The organism is Herbaspirillum sp. WGmk3 (assembly GCF_023952535.1).
Taxonomy (GTDB): domain Bacteria; phylum Pseudomonadota; class Gammaproteobacteria; order Burkholderiales; family Burkholderiaceae_D; genus Herbaspirillum; species Herbaspirillum huttiense.
Window position 1 is genome coordinate 482,899 of record NZ_JAKYWT010000003.1, and the last position, 15,036, is coordinate 497,934.

General features: G+C 63.5%; 12 protein-coding genes. 2 read left to right on the forward strand and 10 right to left on the reverse strand.

Annotated elements, in window-relative coordinates; genetic code table 11:
* Positions 1–128: 128 nt before the first annotated feature.
* The 5 genes from MKD49_RS14205 to MKD49_RS14225 all read right to left on the reverse strand — a co-directional run bounded on the left by MKD49_RS14205 (position 129) and on the right by MKD49_RS14225 (position 6,872).
* The gene (locus MKD49_RS14205; RefSeq protein WP_252696596.1) at positions 129–665 is read right to left on the reverse strand and encodes a DUF2846 domain-containing protein; all 537 of its coding nucleotides are present in this window, start codon (positions 663–665) and stop codon (positions 129–131) included.
* Positions 662–3,841 (reverse strand): CusA/CzcA family heavy metal efflux RND transporter, encoded by a 3,180-nt coding sequence (locus MKD49_RS14210; RefSeq protein ID WP_252696597.1) that lies wholly within the window; start codon positions 3,839–3,841, stop codon positions 662–664. Before MKD49_RS14210 ends, MKD49_RS14205 begins: the two co-directional genes overlap by 4 nt.
* 29 nt (positions 3,842–3,870) lie before the next feature.
* A complete protein-coding gene (locus MKD49_RS14215; protein WP_252696598.1) occupies positions 3,871–5,136 on the reverse strand; it encodes an efflux RND transporter periplasmic adaptor subunit in 1,266 nt (421 codons plus the stop codon).
* Between the two features lie 8 nt (positions 5,137–5,144).
* Positions 5,145–6,431, reverse strand: a complete 1,287-nt coding sequence (locus tag MKD49_RS14220; RefSeq protein WP_252696599.1) for a TolC family protein — start codon at positions 6,429–6,431, stop codon at positions 5,145–5,147.
* Between the two features lie 69 nt (positions 6,432–6,500).
* Complete coding sequence (locus MKD49_RS14225) at positions 6,501–6,872, reverse strand: cobalt transporter (protein ID WP_134134359.1); 372 nt, start codon at positions 6,870–6,872, stop codon at positions 6,501–6,503.
* A 378-nt stretch (positions 6,873–7,250) separates the two neighbouring features.
* Between MKD49_RS14225 and MKD49_RS14230 the strand changes: the two genes are divergently transcribed.
* The gene (locus MKD49_RS14230; protein ID WP_252696600.1) at positions 7,251–8,180 is read left to right on the forward strand and encodes an NADP-dependent oxidoreductase; all 930 of its coding nucleotides are present in this window, start codon (positions 7,251–7,253) and stop codon (positions 8,178–8,180) included.
* A 50-nt stretch (positions 8,181–8,230) separates the two neighbouring features.
* On the opposite strand, the gene MKD49_RS14235 is transcribed toward MKD49_RS14230, so the two are convergent.
* Together MKD49_RS14235 and MKD49_RS14240 are read right to left on the reverse strand one after the other, a co-directional pair.
* Positions 8,231–8,806, reverse strand: coding sequence for a carboxymuconolactone decarboxylase family protein (locus tag MKD49_RS14235; RefSeq protein ID WP_252696601.1), 576 nt, complete (start codon positions 8,804–8,806; stop codon positions 8,231–8,233).
* A gap of 179 nt (positions 8,807–8,985) precedes the next feature.
* Positions 8,986–10,548, reverse strand: a complete 1,563-nt coding sequence (locus tag MKD49_RS14240) for an ankyrin repeat domain-containing protein (RefSeq protein WP_252696602.1) — start codon at positions 10,546–10,548, stop codon at positions 8,986–8,988.
* A 447-nt stretch (positions 10,549–10,995) separates the two neighbouring features.
* Here MKD49_RS14240 and MKD49_RS14245 point away from each other — a divergent pair, with 447 nt between their 5' ends.
* Positions 10,996–11,925, forward strand: coding sequence for an amidohydrolase family protein (locus MKD49_RS14245; RefSeq protein WP_252696603.1), 930 nt, complete (start codon positions 10,996–10,998; stop codon positions 11,923–11,925).
* Between the two features lie 69 nt (positions 11,926–11,994).
* Here the strand turns inward: MKD49_RS14245 and MKD49_RS14250 are convergent, their stop codons facing one another.
* The 3 genes from MKD49_RS14250 to MKD49_RS14260 form a co-directional block, all read right to left on the reverse strand.
* Positions 11,995–13,317: an MFS transporter gene (locus MKD49_RS14250; RefSeq protein ID WP_252696604.1), complete on the reverse strand. Its 1,323-nt coding sequence runs from the start codon at positions 13,315–13,317 to the stop codon at positions 11,995–11,997.
* A gap of 61 nt (positions 13,318–13,378) precedes the next feature.
* Entirely contained in the window at positions 13,379–14,320 is a 942-nt protein-coding gene (locus MKD49_RS14255; RefSeq protein WP_252696605.1) for a hydroxyacid dehydrogenase, read from the reverse strand.
* On the reverse strand, positions 14,317–15,006 hold the full coding sequence (locus MKD49_RS14260; RefSeq protein ID WP_121040874.1) for an RraA family protein: 690 nt from the start codon (positions 15,004–15,006) through the stop codon (positions 14,317–14,319). Before MKD49_RS14260 ends, MKD49_RS14255 begins: the two co-directional genes overlap by 4 nt.
* Between the last annotated feature and the right edge of the window lie 30 nt (positions 15,007–15,036).

A 15,036-nucleotide genomic window follows, 5' to 3' on the forward strand; every position in this document is an offset into this window, starting at 1 on the left:
CATCGTGATAAAGCCACATCGAAACAGCGCACAGAGTAAACCAGATTCAACGGAAAATCTGACTTGGTCACATAAACGGACCAAGTCCCGGAGACAAACAGGAGAGCCATGGCAGGCCCTCCTTCCCCTCAGTGCGCCCCCTGCTGGTCCGCGTTGAGCACCATCTCCAGCGGCTGCATCGACTCGCTTGCCCGCTCGCGCGCAACTGATTTCAGGCTCGGCTCGGTGCTGAAAAAGTGCTCCACGACCTGATATTCCAGAAATGTTACTTTCTCCGTATCGGTCGCCATCGAGACCGCTTCCACCTTATCGGTGACCACCCTGACCGTATGCCTCCCCGGCCTGACCGCGATGCGCGCAAAGGACATCGGCCTCAACTCGGCTACCAGCCTGTCGTCCACATACACCCGCGTCCTCGCCCCACGCTGCTGTGCATAGGGCCGCGTGATGTACAGGTAGGCCATGCCCTCCGGCGGGGGTGTCAGTTTCTTGGCCTCATCCTCGTGCACGTCGTCATGCACCGGCACGGCAACGCAGGCGCTGGATTGCTGCAGGATCCTGCACGGAGCCCTTTCCTGCTCCGGCGCGGCGCATGCCGAGATCAGCGCGACAACGGCCACAAGGGACGAAACCTTGATCCAGGGATGAATGTTGGAGGCCCTCATGCTTGTGCCCTCCTTTTCCGCAAAAACTCAAACCAGCGCGGCCCGCCCTCTTCATCCCCCGCATGCGCCAGCCGGTACAGCAGCGGCAGCACCAGCAAGGTCAGCGCCGTCGAGGACAGGATGCCGCCGATGACCACCGTAGCCAGCGGACGCTGCACTTCGGCACCGGTCCCGGTCGCCAGCGCCATCGGCACGAAACCCAGCGAAGCCACCAGCGCCGTCATCAGCACCGGACGCAAGCGGGTCATGGCGCCCTCGTGAATGGCTACATCCAGCGACCGCCCCTCCTCGCGCAGACTGCGGATGAAAGAGATCATCACCAGCCCGTTGAGCACCGCCACCCCGGACAGCGCAATGAAGCCCACCGCCGCCGAGATCGACATCGGGATGTCGCGCAAGGCCAGCGCGAGAATGCCGCCGGTCAGCGCAAACGGAATGCCGGTAAACACCAGCAAGCCATCCTTGACGTTGCCAAACATCGCAAACAACAGCACGAACACCATCAGCAAGGCCACGGGAATGACGATCTGCAGACGCTGCGTGGCCGATTGCAGGTTCTCGAACTGGCCACCCCAGGTGGTCCAGTAACCGGTCGGAATCCTGACCTCGGACTGCAACTGGCGCTCGGCATCGGCCACGAAACCACCCAGGTCACGTCCGCGCACGTTGGCACTGACCACGATGCGGCGCTTGCCGTCTTCGCGGCTGATCTGGTTGGGACCCGGCGCGATGTTCAGCGTGGCAACTTCACCCAACGGGACGTAACTGGTACGCTGCGCGCCCTCCTGCAGCGGCAAGGCTACCGGCAGGCGACGGATCGCCTCCAGATCGGTGCGGGCCTGATCAGGCAGGCGCACCACGATGGCGAAGCGGCGGTCGCCCTGGAACAGCGTCCCGGCTTCCTTGCCGCCGATGGCGGTGGCGATGGTGTCCTGGATGTCCGAGACATTGAGCCCGTAGCGCGCCGTCTTCTGGCGGTCGATGTCCACCGTCAGCATCGGCAGGCCGGTGGTCTGTTCGATCTTGACTTCGGTGGCACCGGGGATCTTCTCCAGCACTGCCGATATCCTGGCCGCGGTCTCGTTGAGCACCTTCATGTCATCACCAAAGACCTTCACCGCGACGTCACTGCGCACGCCCGAGATCAGCTCGTTGAAGCGCAGCTGGATGGGTTGCGAGAACTCGTAGCTGTTGCCCGGAATCTTTTCCACTTCGGACTGGATCGCGGCCAGCAACTCTTCGTGTGTCTTTCTCGGCTGGGGCCACTGGTCCTGCGGCTTGAGCATGATGTAGCCATCCGAGATGTTCGGCGGCATCGGATCGGACGCCACTTCGGCCGTGCCGGTGCGGGCGAACACGCGTTCTATCTCGGGGAATGTCTGCTTCAGCGTGCGCTCGATCTGCTTTTGCATCTCGAGCGACTGGCTCAGGCTGGTACCGGGAATGCGCAGCGCCTGCACCGCCATGTCACCTTCGTTCAAACTTGGTACAAACTCCGTCCCCAGGCGGGTGGCGACTGCGCCGCACACCACGATCAGGGCCCCGGCAAAGGTCAGCACCACGGCCTTGTTGTCCATGATGCGCTTGAGCATCGGCTCATACAGGCGCTTGGCCCAGGCCATCATGACATTCTCCTTTTCCGCGACGCGCTCGCCGATGAAGAGGGCGATGGCGGCGGGAATGAACGTGACCGACAGGATCATCGCGCCGACCAGCGCCGCCACGACGGTAAAGGCCATTGGCGTGAACATCTTGCCCTCGACGCCGGTGAGCGCAAACATCGGCAGATACACGATCATGATGATCAGCTGGCCGAACAGCAGCGGGCGGCGCGCCTCCCTGGCCGCAGCGAAGACCTCATGGAAGCGCTCGCTGCGGGTGAGCGTGCGGCCATGATGCTGCTGCGCATGGGCCAGCCTGCGCACGCAGTTTTCCACGATCACCACCGCGCCATCGATGATGATGCCGAAGTCCAGCGCGCCCAGACTGAGCAGGTTGGCACTCACCTTGTTGGAGACCATCCCGGTGAAGGTGAACAGCATCGCCAGCGGAATCACGGTGGCCGTGATGATGGCCGCGCGGATGTTGCCAAGGAAAACGAACAACACCGCCACCACCAGCAAGGCCCCTTCGACCAGGTTCTTCTTGACGGTGGCGATGGCCTTGTCGACCAGTACGGTGCGGTCATACACGGTCACCGCCTCCACGCCCTCCGGCAGGGTGCGGTTGATCTCGCGCATCTTCTTGTCCACCGCCTGCGAGACCTTGCGGCTGTTCTCGCCGATCAGCATGAACACGGTGCCCAGGACCACTTCGCGGCCATTCTCGGTAGCGGCACCGGTGCGCAGTTCCTGACCGATCCCCACCTCGGCCACATCGCGCACGCGTATCGGCACGCCCTTCACGTTGGCCAGGACGATGTTGCCGATGTCTTCCGTGGAACCCACCTGGCCCGGTGCACGGATCAGGTATTGCTCGCCACGCCGCTCGATGTAGCCGGCACCGACGTTGTTGTTGTTCTTCTCCAGCGCCTTGACGACCGTGTCCATGGTCATGCCGTAGGAGGCCAGTTTCTCCGGTGAGGGTGCCACCAGATACTCCCTGGCGAAGCCGCCGATGGTGTTGATCTCGGTGACGCCCGGCACCAGGCGCAATTGCGGCTTGATGACCCAGTCCTGGATCTCGCGCAGGTCGGTGGCGGTATAGGGCGTGCCATCGGCCTTGCGCGCATCCTCCCTGGCCTCTACCGTCCACAGGTAGATCTCGCCCAGGCCGGTGGAGATCGGTCCCATGCCGGGATCGATGCCGGGGGGCAGCTGGCTTCTGGCCTGCTGGATGCGTTCATTGACCAGTTGCCGCGCAAAGTAGATGTCGGTGCCGTCCTTGAAAATCACCGTCACCTGCGACAGGCCATAGCGCGAGAGCGAGCGCACCTGTTCCAGATGCGGCAGGCCCGACATGACGGTCTCGATCGGATAGCTGATACGCTGCTCGGTCTCCAGCGGTGAATAGCCGGGCGCGGCGGTATTGATCTGTACCTGCACGTTGGTAATGTCGGGGACGGCGTCGATGGGCAGCTTCTGGTAGCTGTAGATCCCGTACGCGCCCATGCCGAGCACCGCCAGCAGGACCAGCCATCGATGCTCGATGGCAAAGCGAATGATGCGTTCAAACATGATTGTCGTCTTTCCTGAGGTCGCGCTGGTCAGTGGCTGTGCTCGGCGGAACCCTTGCCCAGTTCAGCCTTGATGGCGAAGCTGCCGGTGGCGGCATAGCCGGTGCCGGCATCGAGGCCGGAGATAATCTCGACGGACTTGCCATCGGAACGTCCCAGGCGTACTTCCCTGGCCACGAAGCCATCCGCATCACGGACAAACACCACGTTCTTGCCCTCGACCGTCTGGATGGCATCGGCTGCCACGGCCACCGGGACCTGTGTCTCGCCGGCGATCACCTCGACATTGACGAACAGGCCCGGACGCCAGAGGTCACCGGTATTGGGCAACACCACATGGGCCTTGGCCGTACGGCTCTGTTCGCCGATCAGGGAGCCGACGTAGGAGATCTTGCCTTCGGCACTGGCATCGAAGGCGGTGGCACGCACCACCACCTTCTCACCGACCCGGACCACCTGCATGTCCTTGGGCGAGACGATGATCTCGGCCCAGACACTGGAGAGATCGGAGATCAGGAAGGCATTGGCATCCTCGCGCACGGCCTCGCCCAGGCCGAGATGTTTCTCGACCACGATGCCGTCGAAGGGCGCGCGGATTTCATAGCGGTTGAGGCTGCCGGACGATGTGCCCGTCGCACCGATGGCCCACAGCTTCTGCTGCGCATTGCGCACCGCCACCTCGGCCTCGCGCAGCGCGGCTTGCGCTTGCAGATAATCCTGTTCGGCAGAAATCTTCTGTTCCCACAGGTGCTTCTCGCGCTGATACGCGCTGCGGGCCAGCGACAGGCGCTGTTCTGCATTGAGCAGATCGGAGCGCTGCTCGGAGACGGCACTGCTGCTGATGACGGCCAGTACCTGGCCTTTCTTGACCTTCTGGCCCAGATTGGCCGAGACCGATTCGACGATGCCGGCGACCTGCGGGACTACGTGCGCAGTGCGATCTTCATTGAAACGGATCTCGCCCGGCAGCTGCACGGTGGACCTGATCTGCAGGGGACCGGCAGTGTCGACCCGGATGCCGGCGGCGGCCATCTGCTCCTTGCTCAGGGCGATCTTTCCTTCTTCCTTGTGCTCACCTTCCTTGTGCTCGTCGTCCTTGTGCTCAACTTCCTTGTCGTCATCATGCGCAGCCTTGTCCTTGTGACCGCCCTCTTCACGATGCTCGCCATCTTCCTGGTGGGCGTCCGGCTTGGCGTTGCTGCCCTGAGCGGAGTTGTCCTTCATCAGGATGACTCCCGACACGAGCGCTGCAATGGCGATGATCGCCGCGATGGTGAATGTCTGCTTCTTTGTCATGGTTGTTCTCACTCTGCTGGAAGGGTCTCGACGCCGGCCAGGCGATCAAGATCGGCGGCGGCCTGGAAGGCGGTGGACAGGGCTTTCCAGTACTGCGCCTTGGCCTGGAAATAGGTGCGCTGAGCGTCAAGGACGTCCAGGTAAGCGAACTTGCCTGCTTCAAATCCGGTACGGGCGGCCTGGTAGGCCGATTGCGCGGCCGGAACGATGTCGTTGCGCAAGGCCGTGGCCTCTTCCCTGGCATTGCGCAACCGCTCGAAGCCCTGTGCGGCCTCGCCCTGCATTTGCACCTCGGCGACCGCCAAGGCATCGCGTGCGATATCGACGCGCTTCAAGGCTTCCAGCTCATTGCCCTGGTTGCTGTCGAAGACCGGGATGGGCACGGAAAAACCCACCACCCACATGTTGCGAGCACTGGATTCATCGCGCTTGTTGCCCAGGGTCAGGCTCACATCGGGAGTGCGCTTGCTGGTCTCGATCCGGGCCAGCGCACGGCGGCGCTCGACTTCAAGCCGGGCCAGGCGCACTGCCGGGCCATTGGCGACCTGTTCGGTCAGCTGTGCAATCGCCGGCAAAGGCGGCAGAGACTCGACGCCGCCTTCACTCAACTGAACGCGGTCATTGCCACCACCCCACAGCATCGCGAGGGTTCTCCGTGCGAGGAGCAGCTCGCTGTTGGCTTGACTGAGTTCCAGTTGCGCGCCGGACTGCGCCACCTGCGCCTTGGTCTGTTCGACGGGAGAAATCTTGCCTGCCGTAACGCGCCGACCCGTCATCTCGGCCGAGGTCTTGGCCAATCCGAGCAGTTCGCCGGCAAGACGCTGCCGCTCGGTGGCGACCATCACGTCGACATACGCGGCCACCACGGCGGCGCGCAGTTCGCTGCGTTTGGCGGCGTATTCCAGCACGGCCATGTCGCGGGCGCGCTGCGCGGCCTCGATGCGGGCACCGCGCTTGCCGCCGAGTTCGATGGCTTGATTGATCTGGTAGGTGGTGGTGCGGCTGGATTTGCGGACATCCTCGATCAGCGCCGAGAATTCCGGATTGGGCCGGGCACCCGCTTGCAGGATCGTGGCCTCGACGGCCTCGATCTCTTTGCGGGCGGCGGCCAGCGTCTTGTTGTGGTCAAAGGCCAGGCTGATCGCGGCTTGCAGCGACAGCGGGCCGGCTTCCCGGTCCAGGGCGGATGCCGTGGCGGGCAGAATGGATTGCGGGCTGGATTGCGCGGGTGATTGCGCATGGCTGGAACTGGCCGCAAGCAGCGCCAGCCCCAGCGTGAAGCTGTGACGAAACATCGAATTCTCCGGTGATGAAAAGGGGAATTCGGCGAGAGCAGATGACGGGTGTGGATTGTCCTCGCCGACTCAGGCGGCGAGCAGCCAGTTGGGCTTGTCGGGCCCGTCGGCGATGTGGGAGGCAGGATGGGAAACGTGCTTGAAATGGGCTGACACACGCGTGGCCAGCGGCGCGATGAGGAGCCTGCTGCCGGCCTGTACCGACTTCATGGCGCAGAAGTGGCAGAGGGAACAATCCAGGTCGAGCTCCCCTGCTTTGGATTCCTTGGAGTCCTTGGAGTCCAAGGACTTCACCTGCGCGTGCGTCTCGGCGGCGGGGTGGTCGTGATGTCCCAGGTGCGCGGACGTACTCTCCTTTTCCGCCTGGCAATACGATGCCACTGCCGCCCAGGAGAGCTGCATCGGCAACAGGAAGGCAAGCAGGAGAATCAGTGCACGCATGGTGGAAATGAGAGATGGCGACCAGCCAGTCCGGTCGGCAGCCACGGGATGGGAATGCGACGCTGGCAAGAAGCGGGGGCGATTATGCACCGTCGTACAGCGACGCGTCAAAGGCCTTGCGCTGTGCGGGCCTGCATCGGCTGGCCCAGACGGTGGTTTCCGGGAATGAATTCTAAGAAGCGGGTGGAGACAGAAAGATTGCCGAGTCATTACAGCGCTGTAATGACTTCGGCCAGGCTGGCCTTGCATCAGCAAGGCTGATCGGCTGAATCGGCAGGACCGATTTGCACTACCGTGAGACGACTCTCTAGTATCCGTGCATGGCCTCCTGCGAGGAGGAATGTCGCATCTTCACAAGCACTCCATGAAAGACAAACGATGAATACGCAAGCCATCCGCTATCACCAGTATGGCCCGCCCGATGTCATGGCCCTGGAAGCCGTTGAGCAGCTTCCGCTGAAGCCGGGCCAGGTCCGCGTCAGCCTGCGGGCAGCGGGCGTGGCTCCGCTGGATGCCAAGCTGCGCGCGGGCCTGCTGCAAGCTCAGCTGGCGTTGACGCTGCCCAAGGTACCGGGCCGCGACGGTGCCGGCGTGATCGTCGAATCGCGGGCAGAGGGTCTCCCTGTCGGTGAGCCCGTGTGCGTGATGGCCGACATGTTCGGCCAGGGCAGCTACGCCGACAGCATCGTTGTGCCGGCCGCGCGCGTGGTCAGGCAGCCGTCCACGCTCTCGACCAGGCAGGCAGCCGCCTTGTTGCAGCCCGGTGCCAGTGCCTGGATCCCCATCGTCAGGACGGCACAGGTGCGCAGCGGGATGAAGGTACTGGTGCACGCCGGGTCGGGTGCAGTGGGAAGTCTGATGATCCAGCTGGCGCTGCATCTGGGGGCCGAGGTCTGGGCGACCTGCAGCAGCGCCAACCGGGACGACGTCCTGGCACTGGGCGCGACCGGCGTCATCGCCTATGACAAGGAGGATTTTTCGGCGCTGCGTGGAGTGGATATCGTCTTCGACCTGGTGGGCGGGGACACCCACGACCGTTCCTATCCGGTGCTCAAGCCGGGCGGCCAACTGGTCTGGCTGGTCGCATCACCGATCCTGGAGCGCGGCGAGGAATTCAAGGTGCGCGTGGTCCGCGCGATGATTGATGATGCCCCGGAGTGCCTGCGCGCGGTGGCGAAGCTGGCAGAGGAACGCGTATGGGTGCCGACGGTCGGCCAGTGCTTCCCGCTGGCCGAAGCTGCCCGCGCGCATGCCTTGCTGGAGTCAGGCAAGGCAGCGCGCGGCCGGATCGTGCTGGATATCCCCTGATTCAAACATGGGGGCGGAATGTTTGAATTTCCGCCAGGGTCGCCCTCCGATCAGCGCGCAGCTTGACCGGTCTGTTCCGCAAAGGGCAGCGCGCCATCGCCGTGGCGCACATGGAAGACATTCAGGGTCATCGCCACCAGGGAGTAGTAACCCAACAAACCCACGAGATTGACCAGCACCTCGATGCCGAAACGCTGTTCGGCTTCCCGGTACAAGGGGTCGGAAATGCGCTTGGTCTCGTAGAGTTCCTCCACCAGTTCCCAGATCATCTGTTCATCACGCGCAGCGAAGTCGGGGCGCTCGCCGCGCCGGATCCGTTCGACGTTGGCCGCATCCAGTCCCGCTTCGATCCCGATCGGATAGTGGATCTGCCATTCGGCCTGGGCTTGCCACCTGGCGGCGGTGCACAGGATGGCCAGTTCCGACAGGGACAAGGGCAGCTGCGTGTGATAGCGGCAGAATGCGCCCAGCTTCTGCGCATGCTGGGCCAGTTCGGGACTGTGGATCCAGGACAGGAAGGGGCCGGCGAGGTTGCCGCGCGGGCCCTTCAGGATATCGTCCAGGACTTCCTTTTGGGCGGGGGTGGCGGTGGTGATGTCCACTGACGGGAGGCGGGATTCGGGCATGTGTGCGACGTGGTTTTTGGTTGGAGAAGGAGTTTGTGTGAACCGGCATGATACTGCCCGATCCGGCCACGCGGGTGCGATGAGGCCAACCCGATGGGACGGATCAGGCGACCCGCCATAGCCCACGTGCTCCGCACCATGCTGCCGGAGCACAGAACGACAGGCCTTGACCCATCGCTTCACGGACTGGACCACACCCGCTCCGACTCATAGGGCGTACCATCCGGCACCCAGCTGGACTTGCCGAAGATATCCGTTCTGCCCGTGATTTTCTTGCCGGTCTGCAAGCGGATCTCGTAACTCACCCCGGCAGCCGCTCCACCACGCGGATACTGCATCAGCAGTCGCTGGTCGGTTTTACCCGGCCTTGCCCCCAGTGCGATCAAGGCATCCCGGGCGTCGGTACGGAAGTCATCCGCCGAGACGTAATTGAGGATGGTTGCACCGTAACGATTGCGCGCATTCACCGGCAATCCCGCCTTGACCAGCATGGCTGCGATGTCAGGGAAAGTGTCGGTACGATAGAAATAGGCCAGCAAGGTATTGCCCTCAGCATCGCGCCAACGCGGGTTCAATCCATGATCGAGCATGATTTGCATGAGCTTCAGGTCTTTGATCTCAAGCACGTCCAGCGCAGTCGGGTTGAAACGCACACCCGCCTCCAGCAAGAGGCTGAGCGTCTCTGTATTGTTGCTTCCCAGGGCAGCGGCCATGAGAGATTCACCGCTGCGGCCGACTACATCGAGCCGCAGCCCCGGGGTTGCCAGGAACGGTCGGAGAAATGCCGGTCCTGCCTTGACAGCCATGAAAATGAGTGGCGGAGAATTGTTTGGTCGCTCATTGGGATCAGCACCATGGGCAAGCAACAGCGCAGCCACCTTCGGCTGTCCCTCGAAGATGGCGCCGTGCAGCAACGAAGCGCTCCCGGGCAATGGCCCCATGGGCAAGCCACGCTTGAGCATGCTTTCAAATATCGGCAGCGCTCGGGTTTCGTTGTCGATCTCGCCGGGCTTCACGTTGTCCTGCTGGCGATGGTCCACGCTCATCAGCATCCGACCCCAAAGGCGCGGCAACGCTGCGTCGTCCGCCCGATCGACGAGCCAGGCCGCAGCAGCATAGTTGTGCTGTTCCATCGCCGATTCGGCCGCCTGCGCGAAGGAGCAAGCGAATGTGGGCCCGAACCGAAGTTCTTTGGTGATGAATTCGAGACCCTGGACGTCGGTGAATCCCGCCACCTGGCACAGCAAGTAGAGGACGTCATCCTGGAGCTGGCGCTGCAGTTTGACGTTGGAAATCACCATCTTGCGCGCAGCCTCCACATCACTGGGATGACGCGTGCCATCATTCCCGGAGGGGGCACCCATGACCTCCCAAAACTGCGAAGGAATGTCCCGCCCGTCGTGCGACGTGCTACCGATGTTTCGGACGATCTTCTGCACCGGCTCCAAGATCGACTTGCCGGATAGCTCACCCAGGATGACGAATCCCACGAGGGTGATCAGCTGCAAGACGAACAGTATCGACACCGGCTTGTTCTGCCATGGCTTCTGGATGCAGGCGTAGATCGCCAGCAGACAGCCGCCGGCCAATGCAACGTACATGACGAAGTCGAACAGTGCCCCGACCAGATAGACCCCCGCCAGCGGGCCCATCCCGGTAGCTCCGAATCTGGCCGTGGATAGCGTGAAGACGGCCAACCCGAATGGCCCCCACAACAGCAACCCCGAGAGGAACAGCACCATGCTGCCCCATGGGTTGCGTACGGCAGCGGCCGTGGATGGCAAATGTTCTGGTGATGGGTCTTCCGGGGTTGGAGTTTGGGGTGAGCGGGCTTCTGGCGATGAGTTTTCTTGTGGTTGCATGGCGCGCGGGATCTCAGTTGGACGGGAAAACGATCGGGAACCGACGCCAGCGGCGCAGTACCGGACAGTGCTGCTGTAGAGTCACTCCGGATTCTTTAAGTTCTCGCTTGACGAGAATCAATCTTCACTTGGCTGCAGCTTTGCTCGCACAACGGCGCGATCCGGCCCGATCGGTGCCGACTCCCGATCCATTCCCCGCAGTTATGAATGCAGAAAAAAAAGGAAATAGTCTGCATCCCACCCCATCACTAGACTCCATGGCAGACGCTGGTGCCCTCTGATCTGATGCGCCCCGGCCGTCCCGACAACAACAATGCAAGGAGACCCATGGTCAACAGAAGACAATTCCTGGCCGGCAGCCTGCTCGCCTGTACTGCAGCGCGCTCGGCCATCGCCCAGTCCATTCCCAACTCCGCCGGCGACCAGCCGCCCCGGCTCAAAGCGCCAGCGCTGGCCTGCGACAGCCATCACCACATCTATGACGCGCGCTTCCCGGTCTCGCCGCACTGGCGCGGCGGCCGCCCTGACGGCGCCACCGTGGCCGACTACCGGCGACTGATGGCCAAGCTCGGCATCGCCCGCAACGTGGTGGTCCAGCCCTCCACCTATGGCAGCGACAACCGCTGCCTGCTCGACGCACTCACCCAGTTCGGCGCGCAGGCACGCGGCATCGTGGTCATCGACGATGACGTGGAACTGGCGCAATTGAAGGAGATGGATCAGTTGGGAGTACGCGGCGTGCGAGTCAATTTCCTGTCGCCGCAAAGCTGGGGCATCACGACCGTGGACCGCTTGCTGCGCACGGCAAAGCGCATCGCGCCGCTGGGCTGGCATGTGCAGGTGCTGATGTCGGGCACGCAGATCGCCGAGCATGAAACCGTGCTGGCCGGCCTGCCCACCCCGGTGGTGATCGACCATCTGGGCCGCATCCCGCAGCCGCAAGGACTGGATCATCCCGGCGCACAAGCCATCCTGCGCCTGCTGGCCAAGGGCAATACCTGGATCAAGCTCTCCGAGCCCTATGCCGATACCCTGCAGGGGCCGCCTGATTATCCCGATACCAGCCTGCTGGCGCGCGCCTATCTGCAGGCGGCACCGCAGCGCACGCTGTGGGGCAGCGACTGGCCGCATCCCACCGAAAAGATCAAACCGGATGACGCCGTGCTGTTCGACCTGCTGGCCGCCTGGGCCCCTGATCCGGCGCTGCGCCACCAGATCCTGGTGAGCAATCCGGCGAGTTTGTTCGGTTTTTCCTGAAACCGCGACACGCAATGCAAAAGAGCCGCCTGCGCAAGCAAGGCGGCTCTTTTGTCATCACGCTTGTGCTCAGCGCACGGCTTCCTTCAAGCCGCCGGTAGCGGCCACGCGCGACTTGCGCGACAGCACCAGCAGGATGGCCACGCTCACCACCGACAAGCCCACCAGCGGCAACAAGGCCATGGCGTAGCTGCCGGTCGCGTCCTTGATCCAGCCGTAGGCGTTGACCATCAGGCCACCGCCGATCAGGTTGGAGACGGCATTGATCCCCGCCAGTCCGGCCGCGGCCGAACCCGTGGCCAGCCAGGTCGAGGCCATGGCCCAGAACGGTCCCTTGAACGAATACGCGCCAATCAACACCATGGTCAGCAGCAGCACCACCGGGGCCAGCGTGTTGGCCAGCGATGCCAGCGCCAGGCCGCCACCGATGAGGATCAGCGGAATGGCGGTATGCCAGCGGCGTTCACCGGTCCGGTCGGAATGACGGCCCCACCACACCATCAGCACCGAGGCCACCAGGTAGGGAATCGAATTGACCAGGCCGGTCTGCATCACCGTCAGCCCGAAGGACTTGAGCAACTGCGGCTGCCACACGTTCAACACCGAACCGGCCGCCGAAGCGCAGGCACAGACCAGGGCCATGCCCCACACGTGCGGCTGGCTGAACAGCTTCCACAAGGGAATGTGCTGCTTGGCGGTACGGCTGGCCGCTTCCTTGTTCATGGTGGCAACCAGCCACTGGCGCTGCGCATCATTGAGCCAGCGCGCCTGGTCCGGACGATCCGTCAGGAAAAACAGGCAGACCACGCCCAGCAACACGGTCGGCAACCCTTCCAGCAGGAACAGCCAGTGCCAGCCGCGCAATCCGCCGATGCCATCCATCTGCAGCAGCAGCGCCGAGACCGGCGAGGCCACGAAGCTGGCCGCCGGGATCGCCACCATGAACAGCGCCACGATGCGGGCGCGATATGCCGATGGCACCCAATAGGTCAGGTACAGCACCACCCCAGGGAAGAATCCGGCCTCCGCAGCGCCCAGGATGAAGCGCACGAAATACAGCGAAGTCGGCCCCTGCACGAAGGCAGTACAGGCCGAGATCAGGCCCCAGGTGACCATGATGCGGGCCAGCCACTTGCGTGCGCCGAACTTCTGCAGTGCCAGGTTGCTGGGCACTTCGAAGATGAAATACGCAATGAAGAACAGGCTGCTGGCAAAGCCGAACATCTTGGGCGAGAGCCCGATGTCGTGGTTCATCTGCAAGGCCGCCATGCCGATGTTGCCGCGGTCGATGAAGGCAAACAGGTAGCACAGCATCAGGAAGGGCAGCAAGCGCCAGGTCACTTTGCGCACGGTCTCTTGTTCGAGCCGCTTGTCGTCTTGGATGGTCTCCATGTCTCTCTCTCGGAAGTCGGGTGCCGCCTGTGTCGGCGGCTGGCCCGTCAGTCATTATGAATCAGCCGGTGACGGTCTGTTCGTTCAATACCGCCAGGACATTGCTGGCCGCCCCGGTGCCCATGGCGATGTAGGCATCGGCCGTCACGCCGCCGATATGCGGGCTCAGGATGGCGTTGCTGACGTCCTGCAGCGGATGCGGTGCGGTGAAGGGTTCCTTCTCGAAACTGTCCAGGCCAGCTGCGCGCAGCTTGCCCGAAGCCAGTGCCGCGATCAGTGCCGGTTCATCGATCAGTCCGCCACGCGCCGTGTTGACCAGGATGGTGCCGTCCTTCATGCGGGCCAGCGATTGCGCATTGATCATGTGCTTGTTGTCGGCCGTCAGCGGGCAGTGCAGCGAGACCACGTCGGATTGCGCAAACAGCGTATCGAGATCGACCAGCCGCACGCCTTGCGGAGCGTCCTTCGCATACGGGTCATAGGCCAGCACCGGCATCTCCAGCGCGACCGCCACAGCAGCCACGCGACGCGCGATGGCACCGATGCCGACCAGGCCCAGCGTGCGTCCGCGCAGCTCCAGGCTCTTGTGGGTGGACTTGTCCCAGTGGCCTTCGCGCATGCGCTGGTCCAGTCCGACCACGTTCTTGGCGCAGGCCATGATGAGCGCCCAGGTATGCTCGGCCACCGCCGGCGCATTGGCACCGGCCGCTGCCTTGACGACAATGCCGCGCGCCTTGGCCGCTTCGGTATCGATGGAATCGATGCCGGTGCCGTGCTTGGAAATCACGCGCAGGCCGGGGGCCGCATCCATCACGCGCGCGCTCACGCCGCCATAGCGCACGATGATGGCCACCGGCAGATGTTGCTGCACAAGCCTGACCATGTCTTCCTCGGTCGGCTTGGCACCGGCATAGACCAGCTGAAAGTCGCGCAGGATCTCAACCGCTTGCGGTGCCAGGTCGACACCGGTGACGATCACCACTTCCTTCTTGAAAGCGATCACAGCGATTCTCCTTCGGCCAGCACGCCGCCCTTGCGCAATGCGCCTTCCAGCCAGGCCGGGCGCAGCGGGCCGCCACCACGGATTTCGGTGAGGCGCTTGGTTTCATCGGCCACCTTCTTGGCGGCAGCCGCCAGCAGCGATGCGGCTTTCTCACGCTCGACCACCACCACGCCATCGGCATCGCCCACGATCAGGTCACCTGGCTGCACGGCGGTGCCGCCCACCGAGACCGGCCAGTTCACGCGGCCGGCGATGTTCTTGGTCGGGCCGTTCGGATTGGCGCCCACGGCATAGACCGGGAAGCCGATGGCACGGATGGCTTCGGTATCGCGCACCGAGCCATAGATGATGATGCCGGCCAGGCCGCTGGCCTTGCATTGCGACACCATGATCTCGCCCATCAGCGCGCAGGTCTCATCACCCTTGCCATCGATGACCAGCACGTCGCCCGGCTTGGCGATGGCCATGGCGGCGTGGATCATCAGGTTGTCACCGGGACGCACTTCCACCGTCACGGCCGGTCCGGCCACGCGCATGGAGGGCGACAGCGGTGCCACGCGGCTGCACAGGGTGCCGCGACGGCCGGCCACATCGGCCAGGATGGAGGCCGGGAATTCTGCGGCCTGCGCCACGATGGCAGCGTCGACGCGTTCGATGTCGCGGATGAAATCAGGTTGGGTGCTCATGGGGATCCTTTGATGGAAGAATTGAAGATG

Bases quoted from the DNA above. Each gene is read 5' to 3' on its own strand.
- MKD49_RS14205 (WP_252696596.1), bottom strand. From the start codon at position 665: ATGAGGGCCTCCAACATTCATCCCTGGATCAAGGTTTCGTCCCTTGTG.
- MKD49_RS14210 (WP_252696597.1), bottom strand. From the start codon at position 3,841: ATGTTTGAACGCATCATTCGCTTTGCCATCGAGCATCGATGGCTGGTC.
- MKD49_RS14215 (WP_252696598.1), bottom strand. From the start codon at position 5,136: ATGACAAAGAAGCAGACATTCACCATCGCGGCGATCATCGCCATTGCA.
- MKD49_RS14220 (WP_252696599.1), bottom strand. From the start codon at position 6,431: ATGTTTCGTCACAGCTTCACGCTGGGGCTGGCGCTGCTTGCGGCCAGT.
- MKD49_RS14225 (WP_134134359.1), bottom strand. From the start codon at position 6,872: ATGCGTGCACTGATTCTCCTGCTTGCCTTCCTGTTGCCGATGCAGCTC.
- MKD49_RS14230 (WP_252696600.1), top strand. From the start codon at position 7,251: ATGAATACGCAAGCCATCCGCTATCACCAGTATGGCCCGCCCGATGTC.
- MKD49_RS14235 (WP_252696601.1), bottom strand. From the start codon at position 8,806: ATGCCCGAATCCCGCCTCCCGTCAGTGGACATCACCACCGCCACCCCC.
- MKD49_RS14240 (WP_252696602.1), bottom strand. From the start codon at position 10,548: ATGGTGCTGTTCCTCTCGGGGTTGCTGTTGTGGGGGCCATTCGGGTTG.
- MKD49_RS14245 (WP_252696603.1), top strand. From the start codon at position 10,996: ATGGTCAACAGAAGACAATTCCTGGCCGGCAGCCTGCTCGCCTGTACT.
- MKD49_RS14250 (WP_252696604.1), bottom strand. From the start codon at position 13,317: ATGGAGACCATCCAAGACGACAAGCGGCTCGAACAAGAGACCGTGCGC.
- MKD49_RS14260 (WP_121040874.1), bottom strand. From the start codon at position 15,006: ATGAGCACCCAACCTGATTTCATCCGCGACATCGAACGCGTCGACGCT.